At 70.6% G+C, this 17,496-nt stretch carries 15 protein-coding genes; 10 read left to right on the top strand and 5 right to left on the bottom strand.

What is annotated here, in order from left to right:
- Positions 1-105: 105 nt before the first annotated feature.
- Positions 106-1,290: a quinolinate synthase NadA gene (nadA, locus tag ACZ5GT_RS35480; protein ID WP_469034720.1), complete on the bottom strand. Its 1,185-nt coding sequence runs from the start codon at positions 1,288-1,290 to the stop codon at positions 106-108.
- 243 nt (positions 1,291-1,533) lie between these two features.
- On the opposite strand from nadA, the gene ACZ5GT_RS35485 reads away from it, so the two are divergent.
- Positions 1,534-1,890, top strand: coding sequence for an iron-sulfur cluster assembly accessory protein (locus tag ACZ5GT_RS35485; RefSeq protein ID WP_023551351.1), 357 nt, complete (start codon positions 1,534-1,536; stop codon positions 1,888-1,890).
- 91 nt (positions 1,891-1,981) lie between these two features.
- On the opposite strand, the gene ACZ5GT_RS35490 is transcribed toward ACZ5GT_RS35485, so the two are convergent.
- A complete protein-coding gene (locus tag ACZ5GT_RS35490; RefSeq protein ID WP_469034723.1) occupies positions 1,982-3,883 on the bottom strand; it encodes a hypothetical protein in 1,902 nt (633 codons plus the stop codon).
- 168 nt (positions 3,884-4,051) lie between these two features.
- Positions 4,052-4,261 (bottom strand): hypothetical protein, encoded by a 210-nt coding sequence (locus tag ACZ5GT_RS35495; RefSeq protein WP_469034725.1) that lies wholly within the window; start codon positions 4,259-4,261, stop codon positions 4,052-4,054.
- Positions 4,262-4,392: 131 nt separating this feature from the next.
- Between ACZ5GT_RS35495 and ACZ5GT_RS35500 the strand changes: the two genes are divergently transcribed.
- The gene (locus tag ACZ5GT_RS35500) at positions 4,393-5,367 is read left to right on the top strand and encodes a carbohydrate kinase family protein (protein ID WP_469034728.1); all 975 of its coding nucleotides are present in this window, start codon (positions 4,393-4,395) and stop codon (positions 5,365-5,367) included.
- Between the two features lie 43 nt (positions 5,368-5,410).
- Here ACZ5GT_RS35500 and ACZ5GT_RS35505 read toward each other — a convergent pair whose 3' ends face one another.
- A complete protein-coding gene (locus tag ACZ5GT_RS35505; protein WP_469034731.1) occupies positions 5,411-6,787 on the bottom strand; it encodes an aminotransferase class V-fold PLP-dependent enzyme in 1,377 nt (458 codons plus the stop codon).
- A gap of 1,253 nt (positions 6,788-8,040) precedes the next feature.
- Between ACZ5GT_RS35505 and ctaC the strand changes: the two genes are divergently transcribed.
- The 4 genes from ctaC (at position 8,041) to ACZ5GT_RS35525 (ending at position 12,542) form a co-directional block, all read left to right on the top strand.
- Positions 8,041-9,000: an aa3-type cytochrome oxidase subunit II gene (ctaC, locus tag ACZ5GT_RS35510; protein WP_469034734.1), complete on the top strand. Its 960-nt coding sequence runs from the start codon at positions 8,041-8,043 to the stop codon at positions 8,998-9,000.
- Positions 8,997-10,733 carry an aa3-type cytochrome oxidase subunit I gene (gene ctaD, locus ACZ5GT_RS35515; protein WP_469034737.1) on the top strand — a complete coding sequence of 579 codons (1,737 nt, stop codon included), beginning with the start codon at positions 8,997-8,999 and terminating at the stop codon, positions 10,731-10,733. The genes ctaC and ctaD overlap by 4 nt, the downstream gene beginning before the upstream one ends.
- A complete protein-coding gene (locus ACZ5GT_RS35520; RefSeq protein ID WP_469034739.1) occupies positions 10,730-11,128 on the top strand; it encodes a cytochrome c oxidase subunit 4 in 399 nt (132 codons plus the stop codon). Before ctaD ends, ACZ5GT_RS35520 begins: the two co-directional genes overlap by 4 nt.
- A gap of 154 nt (positions 11,129-11,282) precedes the next feature.
- Positions 11,283-12,542, top strand: a complete 1,260-nt coding sequence (locus tag ACZ5GT_RS35525) for a L,D-transpeptidase (protein ID WP_469034742.1) — start codon at positions 11,283-11,285, stop codon at positions 12,540-12,542.
- Between the two features lie 34 nt (positions 12,543-12,576).
- On the opposite strand, the gene ACZ5GT_RS35530 is transcribed toward ACZ5GT_RS35525, so the two are convergent.
- Positions 12,577-12,978: a response regulator gene (locus ACZ5GT_RS35530; RefSeq protein WP_469034746.1), complete on the bottom strand. Its 402-nt coding sequence runs from the start codon at positions 12,976-12,978 to the stop codon at positions 12,577-12,579.
- A gap of 199 nt (positions 12,979-13,177) precedes the next feature.
- Between ACZ5GT_RS35530 and ctaE the strand changes: the two genes are divergently transcribed.
- From ctaE to qcrB, 4 genes are all read left to right on the top strand, one after another.
- Positions 13,178-13,798 carry an aa3-type cytochrome oxidase subunit III gene (gene ctaE, locus ACZ5GT_RS35535; RefSeq protein ID WP_360745116.1) on the top strand — a complete coding sequence of 207 codons (621 nt, stop codon included), beginning with the start codon at positions 13,178-13,180 and terminating at the stop codon, positions 13,796-13,798.
- A 79-nt stretch (positions 13,799-13,877) separates the two neighbouring features.
- On the top strand, positions 13,878-14,687 hold the full coding sequence (qcrC, locus tag ACZ5GT_RS35540; protein ID WP_469034749.1) for a cytochrome bc1 complex diheme cytochrome c subunit: 810 nt from the start codon (positions 13,878-13,880) through the stop codon (positions 14,685-14,687).
- On the top strand, positions 14,684-15,742 hold the full coding sequence (gene qcrA, locus ACZ5GT_RS35545) for a cytochrome bc1 complex Rieske iron-sulfur subunit (protein WP_469034751.1): 1,059 nt from the start codon (positions 14,684-14,686) through the stop codon (positions 15,740-15,742). The genes qcrC and qcrA overlap by 4 nt, the downstream gene beginning before the upstream one ends.
- Positions 15,739-17,376 (top strand): cytochrome bc1 complex cytochrome b subunit, encoded by a 1,638-nt coding sequence (gene qcrB / locus ACZ5GT_RS35550; protein WP_469034753.1) that lies wholly within the window; start codon positions 15,739-15,741, stop codon positions 17,374-17,376. The genes qcrA and qcrB overlap by 4 nt, the downstream gene beginning before the upstream one ends.
- The last annotated feature ends 120 nt before the right edge of the window (positions 17,377-17,496 follow it).

The raw sequence follows: 17,496 nt of genomic DNA on the forward strand, positions 1-17,496 counted from the left end.
CCCCCCCCCCCCCCCCCCCCCCCCCCCCCCCCCCCCCCCCCCCCCCCCCCCCCCCCCCCCCCCCCCCCCCCCCCCCCCCCCCCCCCCCCCCCCGGGACGTGAGCCCTACGGCAGTGCCAGCATCCGCTCCAGCGCCAGCTTCGCGTACGCCTCGGTCTCCTTGTCGACCTGGATCCGGTTGACCAGGTTGCCGTCGGCCAGGGACTCCAGGGCCCAGACCAGATGCGGCAGGTCGATGCGGTTCATCGTCGAGCAGAAGCACACCGTGCGGTCGAGGAAGACGATCTCCTTGTCCTCCGGAGCGAAACGGTTCGCCAGCCGGCGGACCAGGTTCAGCTCCGTGCCGATCGCCCACTTGGAGCCGGCCGGGGCCGCCTCCAGCGTCTTGATGATGTACTCCGTCGACCCGACGTAGTCCGCCGCGGCCACGACCTCGTGCCGGCACTCGGGGTGGACCAGGACGTTCACGCCCGGGACGCGCTCGCGCACGTCCTCGACCGACCGCAGGTCGAAGCGGCCGTGGACCGAGCAGTGACCCCGCCACAGGATCATCTTCGCGGCCCGCAGCTCCTCGGCCGTCAGCCCGCCGTTCGGCTTGTGCGGGTTGTAGACGACGCAGTCCTCCAGGGACATGCCCATGTCCCGCACCGCGGTGTTGCGGCCCAGATGCTGGTCCGGCAGGAACAGCACCTTCTCGCCCTGCTGGAAGGCCCACTCCAGGGCCCGCCGCGCGTTGGAGGAGGTGCAGATCGTGCCGCCGTGCCGGCCCGTGAACGCCTTGATGTCCGCGGAGGAGTTCATGTACGAGACGGGCACGACCTGCTCGGCCACGCCGGCCTCGGTGAGCGCGTCCCAGCACTCGGCGACCTGCTCGGCGGTGGCCATGTCGGCCATCGAGCAGCCGGCGGCGAGGTCGGGCAGGACGACCTTCTGGTCGTCGGAGGTCAGGATGTCCGCGGACTCCGCCATGAAGTGCACACCGCAGAACACGATGTACTCGGCTTCCGGACGAGCGGCCGCGTCCCGGGCCAGCTTGAAGGAGTCGCCGGTGACGTCCGCGAACTGGATGACCTCGTCGCGCTGGTAGTGGTGGCCGAGCACGAAGACCTTGTCGCCGAGCCGTTCCTTGGCGGCGCGGGCGCGCTCCACCAGGTCAGGGTCGGACGGCGACGGGAGCTCCCCGGGACACTCGACGCCCCGCTCGCTGCGCGGATCGGCCTCACGACCGAGGAGCAGCAGGGCGAGGGGCGTCGGCTGTACGTCGAGCTCCTGGGTGTGGGCGGTGGTCACGTCACGCACCCTTTCTACTTTTCGTCGAACTGACGCTATCTATCATAACCCGGTTCATGTCACTTTGACGATGGTCATCGCGTCGATGTGACGTGAATCCCCGTCAGGCGTTTTCCGCCTCCCATCGCATGTGCGAGCATGATGAGGGAACCAAAAGACAGACACCCGGCCCGGAATGAATCCGCGGCCCCGCCGGTTGCAACCGTCGGCAAGCAGTCTCCGTACAACCCGGGAGAGATGTAGATGTCCGTATCGGACGAGACCACCACCGTCACCGACGGCATCATCCTGACCGACGCCGCCGCGGCGAAGGTCAAGGCCCTGCTCGACCAGGAAGGCCGGGACGACCTCGCCCTGCGCGTCGCCGTCCAGCCCGGCGGCTGCTCCGGCCTGCGCTACCAGCTCTTCTTCGACGAGCGTTCCCTCGACGGCGACGTGGAGAAGGACTTCGGCGGGGTCAAGGTCGTCACCGACCGCATGAGCGCCCCGTACCTCGGCGGCGCCACCGTCGACTTCGTGGACACCATCGAGAAGCAGGGCTTCACGATCGACAACCCGAACGCGACGGGCTCCTGCGCCTGCGGCGACTCCTTCAGCTGAGCCCGCCCGCCACTCCGGCACCACGAAGGCGGCGGTCCCCACACCTGGGGCCGCCGCCTTCGCCGTGCCTCGCCTTCGCCGTGCCTCGCCGTCACCGCGCCCCGGACGGCTGGGGCAGCCGGGCCCCGGGCTTCGTCCGCGGGATCGGCCTGCCGTCGGAGCCCACCACCGTGCGGTCGCCGAGCGGCTCGTCGAGGTGGAGCACCTTCCGGTACTGCTTGGCGATCATGATGCACACCTTGTCCCGCCACGGCGTCTCGGTGACCGTCACGGTCACCTTGTGCGGGCTCTCGCTCGCCTTCGCCTCGTAGTCCGCGCACACCCCGCCCGTGAAGGTGACGGTCAGCTCGCGGTCGTCGGCGCTGTAGCCCTCCACCCGCACGTCCCGTGGCGCCGCCGTCGCGGTGGGAGCCGTCGGGGCGGGGGCGGCGGACGTGCCGGACGTCAGGTACTGCGGCTCGACCGCCGGACGGGTCACCGTGACGGTGTCCCGCGCGCCCGGCGCCCGCACCGCGAACAGCCAGGACGGCACCAGCGCCGGCCGCCCGTCCACGGCGTGCGCGGCCAGCCCGAACACCGCGCCCTCGACCGTGGCGACCGGCCGCGCCGGAGCGGTCGTCGCGGCCGTCGCGCCCGGCGACGACTGCCCGCAGGCCGCCGCCGCCCGGTCCTCCAGCGGCACCGGGTCGGCGCAGCCCCCGACGCCCGCCCGGTGGTCCGCCGGGGGAGCCGCGTTCATCGCGTCGAGCGTCTCGCGCGCCCCCAGCACGGGGTACGTGTCGCCCTTCACCGGCGCCTTCAGCCGGCCGTTGCCGCCGACCACCTGGCCCTGCGCGTTCACCGTCAGTCCGGTCGTCCAGCCGTACGTGGGCAGTCCGCCGACCACCGGGTCGGCGTTGACGACCCGCTGCGCGCCCATCACCTTGCTCGCGTCCACCTTGGCGGTGTCCTGGCCGGCCGCCTTCAGCACGGGTGCGGCGGCCTTCTTCGCGGCAGCCTCGCCGACCGTGCGGCCGGCCGGGTTCGCGGGGTCCTTCGTGCACACGAGGGTGCCCTGGCAGGCGTCGGTGCCGGCGGCGTACCGGTGGAACGTCCAAGCGCCGGGCGCCTGCCGGTCCACCACCAGGCTGGGCCCCGCCCCGTCCTTCGCCGGGCCCACCCGCCAGGACTGACCCCGCGCCACGGGCGTTCCGTCGAGTCCGAGGGCCTTCGCCAGCCGGGCCACCTCCTCCTCGGTCACCTGGCCGGCCGCCCGGTACACGGGCGCCGAGTCCGGCCCGTCCGGGAGGGTGCCGTCGACCCGGTACGTCGTGCCGTACGGGTCCGGCTCGCCGGGCGCGATGCCGTTCGTGCCGCCCTCGGAGCCGCCGTCGAGGGCGAGCGGCGGGGGAGTGCCGTCGCCGCCGGACGCCCCCGGACCGCTGCCGCCGGACCCGTCCGATGCGTTGGCGGCGAGATACGCCCCGCCCACCCCGACGAGCAGTACGGCGGCGGCGACCGACGCGACGACCGCCGGGGAACGCCGCCGGAGCGCTCGCGCACCGGCATCGTGGTCCTGCCGCTCACCGGGACCGGGAGTGGCATCGGGAACCCCGGGTTCGTCTCCGGCTACGTCCCCGGCTACGTCCCCGGGTTCGTCCGCACCGGCCGCGGAGGGCATCCCGGCCTCGCCTTCGTCGGCCGCGGGGGCGCCTTCGGGCGCGCTCTCGTCGGCCGGAGACGGCGCGGGGTCCCGCTCTTCCGCGCGGCCGGAGTCAGCGTCGTGGGTCTCGTCCTCGGGGGCGGAGCCCTGCGTACCGGGTTCGTCCTCGGGGGCGGAGTCCTGCGCGTGTTGCGCGTGGGCCCGGTCCCCGGGGGCGGAGCCCTGCTCGGGGGTCTCGTGCCCAGGGGCGGAGCCCTCCGTGCCGGGCGCGCCGGCGCCGGAGGCCCTTGTGCTCCCGTCGTCGCCGGCGGGTCCGACGACGTCGTCGTTGTCGGGTCGCTCGGTGTTCACCGCATCGCTCCTTCGGCCGCACTGTCCCGTGTAACCCTGACCCGGCCCTGTCAAAACAGTGGGCCGGAGGGTCGTGTCGCGCATTCCCCTCAGCGGGGGACGGCGATGGGACGCGGCGGGCGAGCGTGCGGTTCCCAGAACGCGCCGAGTCGCGCTGTCGCGACGGAATCAGTCGCCGTAGTCCGACATCGCCTCCAGCAGCCGGGCCGAGTCCGGAGGAACCGTCACGCCGTGAATGTGCGAGGGGGAGACCGGACGGGCGGCGGCCTCGTCGGGAACCGCCCAGTGCGGGGCCATCCGGGCGCAGTCGCCGCGCAGCGACGCGAGCCCGCCTTCCAGGTCGGCCAGGGCTGAGGGATGGACTTCGAGGTTGCTCATACAACACCGTAGGCACGCCGGAGACGGCGAAGAAAGATCTACTATTGGGTAGTTTCCGTGCTTCGAAGGCGGTGCCGGACCCGGTAGCGTGAACTGTCAACCCAGTTTCTCCCCACAGGAGAGTCCACGCCGTGCGCATCGCAGTCACCGGCTCCATCGCCACCGATCACCTCATGACCTTCCCCGGCCGCTTCGCCGACCAACTCGTCGCGGACCAGCTGCACACGGTCTCGCTCTCCTTCCTGGTCGACAACCTCGACGTCCGCCGCGGCGGGGTCGGCGCGAACATCGCCTTCGGCATGGGGCAGCTCGGCACGAAGCCCGTCCTGGTCGGCGCCGCCGGCTTCGACTTCGACGGGTACCGGGCCTGGCTGGAGCGGCACGGGGTCGACACCGACTCGGTGCGCATCTCCGAGACCCTGCACACCGCCCGCTTCGTGTGCACCACCGACGCCGACCACAACCAGATCGGCTCCTTCTACACGGGCGCGATGAGCGAGGCCCGGCAGATCGAGCTGAAGACCGTCGCCGACCGCGTCGGCGGCCTCGACCTGGTCCTGATCGGCGCCGACGACCCGGAGGCGATGCTCCGGCACACCGAGGAGTGCCGCTCGCGGGGCATCCCGTTCGCCGCCGACTTCTCCCAGCAGATCGCCCGCATGAACGGCGACGAGATCCGGATACTGCTGGACGGCGCCACGTACCTGTTCTCGAACGAGTACGAGAAGGGCCTGATCCAGACCAAGACCGGCTGGAGCGACGAGGAGATCCTCGGCCGGGTCGGCCACCGGGTCACCACCCTCGGCGCGCGCGGCGTGCGCGTCGAGCGGGCCGGCGAGCCGGCCATCGAGGTCGGCACCCCCGACGAGGAACGCAAGGCCGACCCCACCGGCGTCGGCGACGCCTTCCGCGCCGGCTTCCTCTCCGGCCTGGCGTGGGGCGTCTCCCTGGAGCGCGCCGCCCAGGTCGGCTGCATGCTGGCCACGCTCGTCATCGAGACGGTCGGCACCCAGGAGTACCAGCTGCGCCGCGCCCACTTCATGGAGCGCTTCACCAAGGCCTACGGCGACGAGGCCGCCTCCGAGGTCCAGAAGCACCTCAACTAGCACCTCGGCCGGCGCACTCGGCCAGCCGCACCCGGCCGGCGCGTCAGGACAGTCGGCGGACCAGGTACGCAGATCCGCGGTCCGCCGGCTCCTCGCCGACGTACTCCTGGCCCCGCATCTCGCACCACGCGGGGATGTCCAGGCGGGCCGCCTCGTCGTCCGACAGGACGCGGACCCGGCCGCCCACCGGGACCTCGCCGATGACCTTGGCGAGTTCGATCACGGGGATCGGGCAGCGCCTGCCGAGGGCGTCCACCACGAGGGCGTCGTCCCGGACGACCGCCTCGGACGCCGGTGTCGCGAGCTTGTCCCGCACCGCCGCCACCGCCCCGGGCAGCACCTCAAGGAACCGCTCGACGTCCTCCGCCGGTGTCCCCGGCGGCAGCGACACCCGTACGTTGCCCTCGCTCAGCACCCCCATCGCCCTGAGCACATGGCTGGGCGTCAGCGTGCTGCTCGTGCAGGACGACCCGGAGGAGACGGAGAAGCCGGCACGGTCCAGCTCGTGCAGCAATGTCTCCCCGTCGACATAGAGACACGAGAACGTGACGGTCCCGGGCAGGCGGCGGACGGGATCCCCGACCACCTCCACGTCCGGCACCAGCGCCGGCAGCCGGGACCGGATCCGCTCCGTCAGTTCCCGCAGCCGTACCGCCTCCCGCTCCGCCTCCGCGCGCACCGCCCGCAGCGAGGCGGCCGCCGCCACCACGGCCGGCAGGTTCTCGAAGCCGGGGGAGCGTCCCGACTCCCGCTCGTCCGCCGGGCCCTGCGGCGCGAACCGCACCCCCTTGCGTACGACGAGCAGCCCGACCCCCGACGGGCCGCCCCACTTGTGGGCGCTCGCCGCCAGCAGCGACCAGTCGCCGTCGACCGGTCCCCAGCCCAGCGACTGCGCCGCGTCCACCAGCAGCGGCACGCCCGCCGCACGGCACGCCTCGGCCACGGCCGCCACCGGCTGCTCGGTGCCCACCTCGTGGTTGGCCGACTGAAGGCACGCCAGCGCGGTGTCCGGGCGCAGGGCATCCTCGTACGCCTGTACGGTCACCGCGCCGGCGCGGTCCACGGGCACCTGGGTCACCGTTCCGCCGTCCGCCTCGAGAACCTCCGCCGAATGGAGGACCGAGGAGTGCTCGACGGCTGACACGATCAGGTGACGTCCGACCCGCCGCCGGCCGGCCAGCGCGCCCGCGATCCCGGTGTGCACGGCGCGGGTGCCGGAGGAGGTGAAGACCAGTTCGTCCGGCCGGCAGCCCACGGCCTCGGCGGCCGCCTCGCGGGCCGCGTCCAGCAGCAGCCGGGCGCGCCGCCCCTCCCGGTAGGGGCGCGACGGATCGGCCCAGCCCTCGTCGAGCGAGGCGAGCAGCGCCTGACGGGCCACGGGATGCAGAGGAGCGGCGGAAGCCGCGTCGAAGTAGGACACACACCAACGCTAGGACCCCACCCGCCCCAACCCCCCGGAGGGGCCCGCCACCTCCTCACCGGACCACACCCCGGCCGCCCCGCCGTGCCGCACCTCCGCCGCCGCCCCGTCAGGCTGCGCCCGCCCGCCGGGCCGCAGGCCGCCCTCGCCGGGCCGCCCCCGCTGCGCCGCCGCGCCTGCCCCTCCGCGCCGCGCTCGCGGTCCCGCCGAGCCGCGCCCACGCCGCCGCGCAGTGCCCCCGGGCCGCAGGCCGACCCGCCGGACCGCGCCCACCGCTTCGCCGGGCCGCAGGCCGCCCCGCCGTGCTGCGCCGGCGACTCGCTGGGCCACATCTCCGCTGCTGGGCCTTGTTCGCCACCCCGCCGGGGCTACAGGCTCCGACTTCGACGCGTCACGCTCGCTGCCGTGCGGGCCCTGACTTCGCGGCGCCGCGCCCCCCGACGGCGCCGCGCCCGCCACCCTTCACCGGTGCCGTGCCGCCCTCCCGCCGGGGCTGCGCCCGCTGTCCTGCCAGGCCGAGTCCATCGTCCCGCCGAGTTGCTCCCGCCCACTCCCGGGGCCGCACCCCCGCCGCGCAGCAGGGCCGCGTCCGCCCCGGGCCGCGCCCGCCGGGCCGCACGCAGGCCCTGACTTTGCCGGGCCACGCCCGCCGCGCCCGCCCCGGACTGAGCCGCCGCCCCGGCCCTGGCCACACGCAGGCCCCGACTTCGCGGCTCCGCACCCCCTCGCCGCGCCGCGCCCACCGAGCCCACCGCCGCACCGGTCCGCGCCCGCAGTCCTCGGCGCGCCGCGCGCCCGCCGCCGCGCCGCGCGCCCGCCGCCGGGCCGCGCCCACGCCTTGCCCGGCCGCGCCCACGCCTTGTCCGGTCGCAGGCCGCCCCGTCGCCGTGCCGCAGGTCCGACTTCGCCGGGCCGCGCCCACCGCCTCGCCGCGCCGCAGGCCGCCCCGCCGCACCGCGTCCACGGGCCTGCGCCCGACGCCCCCGCCGACGCCCCCGCAGGGGCCCCCGCTCGCCGTCTCGTCGGTCCGGCGAGGGTGCTGAGCGGGTGTCACCGGGGGGTCGTGGCGCGGCGGCCGACCCCTTCGGCTGAGAGTGCGGCGCGTTGGGGACCCTCCCCGCGCGACCCCAAATGGCGTCGGCTAGGGTTTGGTCCGCATAAACATCCAAACCCCTGCCCGACGCAGGGCGGCGACCGACCAGCGAGAAGGCCGCAGCCGATCCGCGCGGGCGAGACTCTCGGGAAGGCGCTACGTGAGTCCCAACGGCTCCGACCGCTCGCCGCGGCGCCCGATGCGGCGGAAGCTGCTGCAGGCACTGACCGCGGCCCTGGTCCTGGCGACCGCCACCGGTTGCACATACAAGGACTTTCCTCGCCTGGGTATGCCCGACCCGGCCTCGGAGGAGGCTCCGCGGATCCTCTCCCTGTGGCAGGGATCCTGGGCCGCCGCGCTCGTCGTCGGCGTGCTGGTGTGGGGTCTGATTCTGTGGAGCGCCATGTTCCACCGGCGCAGCCGCACCAAGGTCGAGGTCCCTCCGCAGACCCGGTACAACATGCCCATCGAGGCGCTGTACACGGTCGTCCCGCTCCTGATCGTCTCGGTGCTGTTCTACTTCACCGCCCGGGACGAGTCGAAGCTCCTCGACCTGAAGAAGAAGCCCGACGTCACGGTCAACGTCGTCGGCTTCCAGTGGAGCTGGGCGTTCAACTACATCAGCCCCGTCGCCGGCTCGACGGGCGACGCGAAGACCGACAAGAACCTGGACGCCGTCCCGAAGCGGTACAAGGACGACTTCCCGGCCAACGCGGGCGGCGTGTACGACATCGGCACCCCGGCCACGCGGAACCCGCAGACCGGCAACCCCGGCCCGACGCTGTGGCTCCCCAAGGGCAAGACGGTCCGCTTCGTCCTCACCTCACGGGACGTCATCCACTCCTTCTGGGTGGTGCCGTTCCTGATGAAGGTGGACGTCATCCCGGGCCACACCAACGCCTTCCAGGTGACCCCCAACAAGGAGGGCACCTTCCTGGGCAAGTGCGCCGAGCTCTGCGGCGTCGACCACTCCCGGATGCTGTTCAACGTGAAGGTCGTCTCCCCTGAGCGCTACGAGCAGCACCTCAAGGACCTCGCGAAGAAGGGGCAGACCGGTTACGTTCCCGCCGGCATCGCGCAGACGAGCCACGAGAAGAACCGGGAGACGAACAACCTGTGAGCACCGTCAACGAACCCAAGGGTGCCGCGGCAGCAGGGTCCTACTACGAGGACGAGCTGCCGGTCCGGCGCCAGAACCGCGGCAGTGTCGTGGTCAAGTGGCTGACCACGACCGACCACAAGACCATCGGTACGCTGTACATGGTCACGTCGTTCGCGTTCTTCTGCATCGGTGGCGTGATGGCGCTGCTCATGCGCGCCGAGCTGGCCCGTCCGGGCCTGCAGATCCTCTCCAACGAGCAGTTCAACCAGGCCTTCACCATGCACGGCCTGATCATGCTGCTGATGTTCGCGACGCCGCTGTTCGCCGGCTTCGCCAACTGGATCATGCCGCTGCAGATCGGCGCCCCTGACGTCGCCTTCCCGCGGCTGAACATGTTCGCCTACTGGCTGTACCTGCTCGGCTCGCTGATCGCGGCGGCCAGCCTGCTGACCCCGAACGGCGCCCCCGACTTCGGCTGGTTCATGTACGTCCCGCTGTCGGACGCGATCCACACCCCCGGCATCGGCGCCGACATGGGCATCATGGGCCTGGCCCTCTCCGGCTTCGGCACCATCCTCGGCTCGGTCAACTTCATCACCACGATCATCTGCATGCGCGCCCCCGGCATGACGATGTTCCGCATGCCGATCTTCACCTGGAACGTGCTGCTGACCGCCCTGCTGGCGCTCATCGTCTTCCCGGTGCTGGCCGCCGCGCTGTTCGCGCTGGAGGTGGACCGCAAGTTCGGCGCCCACATCTTCGACCCCGCCAACGGCGGAGCGCTGCTGTGGCAGCACCTGTTCTGGTTCTTCGGCCATCCCGAGGTGTACATCATCGCGCTGCCGTTCTTCGGCATCGTCAGTGAGGTCATCCCGGTCTTCTCCCGCAAGCCGATCTTCGGCTACATGGGCCTGGTCGGCGCCACCATCGCCATCGCGGGTCTGTCCGTGACGGTGTGGGCGCACCACATGTACGTCACCGGCGGTGTGCTGCTGCCGTTCTTCTCCTTCATGACCTTCCTGATCGCGGTCCCGACCGGTGTGAAGTTCTTCAACTGGATCGGCACCATGTGGAAGGGGTCGCTGTCCTTCGAGACGCCGATGCTGTGGGCGACCGGCTTCCTGGTCACCTTCCTCTTCGGCGGTCTGACCGGTGTCATCCTGGCCGCGCCGCCGATGGACTTCCACGTCTCGGACACGTACTTCGTGGTGGCCCACTTCCACTACGTGATCTTCGGTACGGTCGTGTTCGCGATGTTCTCCGGCTTCCACTTCTGGTGGCCGAAGTTCACCGGCAAGATGCTCGACGAGCGCCTCGGCAAGATCACGTTCTGGACGCTGTTCGTCGGCTTCCACGGCACGTTCCTGGTGCAGCACTGGCTGGGTGTCGAGGGCATGCCGCGTCGTTACGCGGACTACCTCGCGGCCGACGGCTTCACCGCCCTGAACACGGTCTCGACGATAAGCTCGTTCCTGCTCGGCCTGTCGATGCTGCCGTTCCTCTACAACGTGTGGAAGACGGCCAAGTACGGCAAGCCGGTCGAGGTCGACGACCCGTGGGGCTACGGCCGCTCCCTGGAGTGGGCCACGTCCTGCCCGCCGCCGCGGCACAACTTCCTCACCCTGCCGCGGATCCGCAGCGAATCCCCGGCGTTCGACCTGCACCACCCTGACATCGCCGCCCTCGACCAGCTCGAGAACGCCCCGCACGGCGAGCTGGCTGCGCTCGGTGGCAAGGAGGCCGGCAAGTGAAGATCCAGGGCAAGATGTTCATGTGGCTGAGCGTCTTCTTCCTCGCCATGGCAGTGGTCTATGGCGTGTGGGCGAAGGAGCCGGCCGGTACCACCGCCCTCTTCCTGACCTTCGGCCTGAGCATCATGGTCGGCTTCTACCTGGGCTTCACCGCCCGGCGGGTCGACGCGGGCGCACAGGACGACAAGGAGGCGGACGTCGCCGACGAGGCCGGCGAGGTCGGGTTCTTCAGCCCGCACAGCTGGCAGCCGCTGGCCCTGGCGGCCGGTGGCGCCCTCGCCTTCCTGTCGATCGCGATCGGCTGGTGGCTGATGTTCTTCTCGGCCCCGCTGATCCTGGTCGGGCTGTGGGGCTGGGTCTTCGAGTACTACCGCGGTGAGAACCGCACCCAGTAGCACCCGGTGACCGGCACCCAGTAACACGCGCCGAGCGCCCGAGAGCCCGGACACTCCGTCAGGAGGGTCCGGGCTCCTGCGTTCGGCGCAACGCCGGTCACCCGTACGCATCACCCGGCGCGCCGCCGTTGACGAGGCTCCCTAGCGTGAACCCATGAGCCAATCTCCGCGCACCCGCACCGTCGTCAGCTGCACGCTGCTGGTGATCGCCCTCGGCGCGGGCGGCACCGCTTGCGGCACGGGCGGCAGCCCGCTGTCCGCGAAGCCGTACGACGCGACGGACCAGATCTCCTTCAGCGTTTCCGGCGAGGGCGGCAAGAAGGCCGACCCGGACAAGCCGCTCGAGGTCACCCTCGAGGACGACGGCCGCATCACCGACGTCACCGCCGTGGACGCCACGGGCCGTCACGTGACGGGCGAACTCTCCGCCGACGGCGCCCGCTGGCACAGCACTTCCCCGCTCGCCGCAGACGCCCACTACACGGTGCGGGTGAGCACGGAGGACGAGGACGGCGCGCCCGGCCGCAAGGTCCTCACCTTCGACACCAGCAGACCCACCGTCAGCAAGCGCCTGACGGTCGAGTTCGGACCCAAGAGCGGCACCTACGGCGTCGGACAGCCCGTCACCGCCGAACTCAGCGAGCCCGTCAAGGACAAGGAGCAGCGGGCCGCCGTCGAACGGGCCCTCAGGGTCGACTCGGCGCCCAAGGTGGAGGGCGCCTGGCACTGGGTGGACGACAAGCAGCTCCACTACCGGCCCAAGGACTACTGGCCCGCCCACGCGACCGTCCGGGTGCGCAGCGACCTGGACGGCATCAAGATCGGCGACCGCCTGCGCGGCGGCGCGTCCAAGCCGCTGAACCTGACCATCGGCGACCGCGTCGTCGCCGTCACGGACGCCGCGGCGCACACCATGACGGTCTACAAGGACGACCAGGAGATCAAGACGATCCCGGTGACCACCGGCAAGCCCGGCTTCGATACCCGCAACGGCGTCAAGGTCGTGCTGAGCAAGGAGTACTTCGTACAGATGCGCAGCAGCACCGTCGGCATCGCCGAGGGCTCCTCGGAGTCGTACGACCTGCCCGTCTACTACGCGACCCGGCTGACCTGGAGCGGCGAGTACGTGCACGCCGCGCCCTGGTCGGTGGGCTCACAGGGCAACGCCAACGTCAGCCACGGCTGCACCGGCATGAGCACCGCCAACGCCGAGTGGTTCTTCGACACCGTCCGCGAGGGCGACGTCGTCAAGGTCGTCAACTCGAACGGCGAGATGATGGCGCCGTTCGGCAACGGCTTCGGCGACTGGAACCTCGACTGGAAGCAGTGGCGTGAAGGCAGCGCGCTGGCCGCGGGCAGCCCGGAGGCGCCCCGCCCGGAGGTCCGGGCGAGGCTGCGTCCCGATTCGGTCTAGGACAGGTCCGGAAGGAACGGTCCGTGAGCGCCGCTCAGGCGCTCACGGCCTTCTTCCGACGCAGCAGGGAGGCCAGCGCGGCGGCGAACTCCACCGGGTCCGCCGGCAGCGTCACCGCCGCGTCGGCGCGGCTCCAGGTCGCCAGCCAGGCGTCCTGCGGACGGCCGATGAGCAGGAGCACCGGCGGGCAGTCGAAGACCTCGTCCTTGATCTGCCGGCACATCCCCATGCCCCCCATCGGCACGGCCTCGCCGTCCAGGACGCAGACGTCGATGCCGCCCCTGTCCAGTTCCTTCAGGACGGCGGCCGGGGTCGCGCACTCGATGAACTCGACCAGCGGGGCGTCCGGGGCCGGCCGCTTGCCGGAGGCCAGCCGCACCTGTTCGCGGGTGTTGGAGTCGTCGCTGTAGACCAGCACCGTGGCGGTCGGCTGCATTGTTCCTCCGAGACGTCAGCGTCGTACGGCGAGGGACGGGCTCAGCCCGATGCGGCGGATGCTACTCCCTCGCACCCCTTGTCAACAGCCGTCCGCAGCCGTCCGTACACCGCTTCGCTGAGCCATCCGGGCAGTACACACGGTGCGGACACCCCGAACAGCACCCCCCGGCGTGAGGGCGGGATAAGCGACCGACATAATGTCGGTCGTGGCGACAGCAACGACAGTAGAAACCGGGCACGCGCACCCGTCGGTCAATCGGCCGAACCTCACCAGCGTCGGAACCATCATCTGGCTGAGTTCCGAGCTGATGTTCTTCGCGGCCCTCTTCGCGATGTACTTCACCCTTCGATCGGTGACCGGTCCGGATCACTGGAAGGAGATGGCAAGTGCCCTCAACCTTCCGTTCTCCGCGACCAACACCACGATCCTGGTGCTCTCCTCCCTGACCTGTCAGCTCGGCGTGTTCGCCGCCGAGCGCGGGGACGTGAAGAAGCTCCGGGGCTGGTTCATCGTCACCTTCGTGATGGGTGCGATCTTCATCGGCGGTCAGATCTTCGAGTACACGGAGCTGGTGAAGAAGGACGGGCTCTCGCTCTCCTCCGACCCGTACGGCTCGGTGTTCTACCTGACCACCGGCTTCCACGGACTGCACGTGACGGGCGGCCTCATCGCCTTCCTGCTGGTCCTCGGGCGCACCTACGCGGCCAGGAGGTTCACCCACGAGCAGGCGACCGCGGCCATCGTCGTGTCCTACTACTGGCACTTCGTCGATGTCGTCTGGATCGGCCTCTTCGCCACGATCTACCTGATCAAGTAGCAGGGCCCGTTCCCGCGTGCGCCGCACGGCGCACATCCCAGAAGCATCGACGCAGAAGATCCTGACACCGGGGTAATCCGTGAAAAAGCTCTCCGCACGACGACGCCATCCGCTGGCGGCAGTCGTCGTCCTACTCCTCGCGCTGGCGGCCACCGGGGGGCTGTACGCCGTGTTCGCGCCCGCGAGCAAGGCGCAGGCCGACGACACCGCCCAGTCCCTCGCCATCGACGAGGGCAAGAAGCTCTACTCCGTGGGCTGTGCCAGCTGCCACGGCACCGGCGGTCAGGGCACCTCCGACGGTCCGAGCCTCGTGGGCGTGGGCGCCGCGGCCGTCGACTTCCAGGTCGGCACCGGCCGTATGCCGGCCCAGCAGCCGGGCGCGCAGGTCCCCAAGAAGAAGGTCGTCTACACGCAGGCCGAGATCGACCAGCTCGCCGCGTACGTCGCCTCGCTCGGCGCCGGCCCGGCCGTCCCGTCCGAGGACAAGTTCGGTGCGCAGGGCGCGGACATCGCCAAGGGCGGTGAACTGTTCCGCACCAACTGCGCGCAGTGCCACAACTTCACCGGCAAGGGCGGTGCGCTGACGCACGGCAAGTTCGCGCCGAGCCTCGCGGACGTGAACCCGAAGCACATCTACGAGGCCATGCAGACCGGCCCGCAGAACATGCCGTCGTTCCCCGACACCACGCTGTCGGAGCAGAACAAGAAGGACATCATCGCGTACCTGAACGCGGTCAACGGGGACAAGACCGAGAGCCCCGGTGGCCTCGAGCTGGGCGGACTCGGCCCGGTCAGTGAGGGTCTGTTCGCGTGGGTCTTCGGACTCGGCGCGCTGATCGCGGTCGCCGTCTGGGTCGCCGCTCGGACCGCAAAGGCCAAGAAGTCATGAGTAGCCAAGACATTCCAGAAGAGAACCTGCCCGCTGAGCAGGAGACCGCGCTGGGCGCGGTGAGCGTCGCGGACGAGAAGGACCCGTTCGCCGACCCGGGCCTGCCGCCCCACGAGCACCGGATCCAGGACATCGACGAGCGGGCCGCCAAGCGGTCCGAGCGCACGGTCGCCCTGCTGTTCACGGTGTCGATGCTGGCCACCATCGGCTTCATCGCCTCCTACGTGGCGGTCCCCGCGGACAAGTCGATCTACGTCTTCCCGATCGGGCACATCAGCGCGCTGAACTTCGCGCTGGGCCTGACCCTCGGACTGGCGCTGTTCTGCATCGGCGCGGGCGCGGTCCACTGGGCCCGCACCCTGATGTCGGACGTCGAGATCGTCGACGAGCGTCACCCGATCGAGGCCTCTCCCGAGGTCCGCGCGAAGGTCCACGCGGACTTCGCGCAGGGCGCCAAGGAGTCGGTGATCGGCCGCCGCAAGCTGATCCGCAACACGATGCTCGGCGCGCTCACCCTGGTGCCGCTCTCCGGCCTGATGCTGCTGCGCGACCTCGGTCCGCTGCCCGGCACCAAGCTGCGCCACACCATGTGGTCCAAGGGCAAGCTGCTCGTCAACATGAACACGAACGAGCCGCTGCGCCCCTCCGACGTCGCGGTCGGCTCGCTCACCTTCGCCAAGCCCGAGGGCCTGGAGGAGAAGGACGAGAACTTCCAGACCGAGATCGCCAAGGCGGCCCTGATGATCGTCCGGCTCCAGCCGGACAACATCAAGGACAAGCGCGAGCTGGAGTGGTCGCACGAAGGCATCGTGGCGTACTCCAAGATCTGCACCCACGTCGGTTGCCCGATCTCGCTGTACGAGCAGCAGACGCACCACGTGCTGTGCCCCTGCCACCAGTCCACCTTCGACCTCTCCGACGGTGCCCGGGTGATCTTCGGCCCCGCCGGTCACGCCCTGCCGCAGCTGCGCATCGGCGTGAACGACGAGGGCTACCTCGAGGCGCTCGGCGACTTCGAGGAGCCCGTCGGTCCTGCTTTCTGGGAGCGCGGATGAGCACTCAAACGAACCAAGAGTCCCGCACCCGCGGGAAGGCCTCGGGCGGCGAGCGCCTCGCCGACTGGGCCGACGGCCGGCTGGGGATCTACTCCCTGGCCAAGAGCAACATGCGCAAGATCTTCCCCGACCACTGGTCGTTCATGTTGGGCGAGATCTGCCTGTACAGCTTCATCATCATCATCCTCACGGGTGTGTACCTGACGCTGTTCTTCCACCCGTCGATGAACGAGGTGGAGTACCACGGCAGCTACATCCCGCTGCAGGGCCAGCTGATGTCCGAGGCGTTCAACTCGACCCTGCACATCTCCTTCGACGTGCGCGGTGGCCTGCTCATCCGGCAGATCCACCACTGGGCCGCGCTGATCTTCCTCGCCGGCATGTTCGTGCACATGATGCGCGTGTTCTTCACCGGCGCGTTCCGCAAGCCGCGTGAGATCAACTGGCTGTTCGGCTTCCTGCTGTTCGTCCTGGGCATGTTCACCGGCTTCACCGGCTACTCGCTCCCGGACGACCTGCTCTCCGGCACCGGTGTCCGCTTCATGGAGGGCGCGATCCTGTCCGTGCCGATCGTCGGCACGTACCTGTCGTTCTTCCTCTTCGGCGGCGAGTTCCCGGGCGGCGACTTCGTGGCCCGCTTCTACTCGATCCACATCCTGCTGCTGCCGGGCATCATGCTCGGCCTGGTGGTCGGCCACCTGATCCTGGTCTTCTACCACAAGCACACGCAGTTCGCGGGTCCCGGCAAGACGAACAACAACGTCGTCGGCATGCCGCTGCTGCCGGTGTACATGGCGAAGGCCGGCGGCTTCTTCTTCCTGGTCTTCGGCGTGATCGCGGCCGTCGCGGCGATCGCCTCGATCAACCCGATCTGGGCCATGGGCCCCTACCGTCCGGACCAGGTGTCCACCGGCGCCCAGCCCGACTGGTACATGGGCTTCTCCGAGGGCCTGATCCGTACGATGCCCGGCTGGGAGATCAACTTCTGGGGCCACACGCTCGTCCTGGGCGTGTTCATCCCGCTGGTGATCTTCCCGCTGGTGCTGGTCACCATCGCGGTCTACCCGTTCATCGAGTCCTGGGTCACCGGCGACAAGCGCGAGCACCACATCCTGGACCGCCCGCGCAACGCCCCGACCCGCACCGCGTTCGGCACCGCGTGGATCGCCTGGTACTTCGTGATGCTGATCGGCGGCGGCAACGACCTGATCGCCACGCACTTCCACCTGTCGATCAACGCCATCACCTGGTTCGTCCGGGTCGCGTTCTTCGTCGTGCCGGTGCTGGTGTTCATCGTCACCAAGCGGATCTGCCTCGGCCTGCAGCGCCGGGACAAGGAGAAGGTGCTGCACGGCCGCGAGGCCGGCATCATCAAGCGCCTGCCGCACGGTGAGTTCATCGAGGTCCACGAGCCGCTCAGCCAGGAGCAGCTGCACACCCTCACGGCGCACGAGCAGTACAAGCCGCTCGAGATCGGCCCGACGGTCGACGAGAACGGCGTCGAGCGCAAGGTGAAGAGCTCCACCAAGCTGCGCGCCAAGCTGAGCGAGGCGTACTACGGCGAGGAGTCGCAGATCGCCAAGCCGACCGTCGAGGAGTACAAGGAGATCACGAGCGGCCACGGCCACCACTGATCGCTGAGGCGTCGCCACGCCCCGCACAGGGCCCCGTCCGGTCTACGGACGGGGCCCTCTGCCGTGCCGCCCGGCTGGATAGGGTGGAGGCACACTCTCTTCTACGACGTCTGGAGCGGC

The sequence above is a fragment of the Streptomyces sp. NPDC031340 genome, from assembly GCF_055569945.1.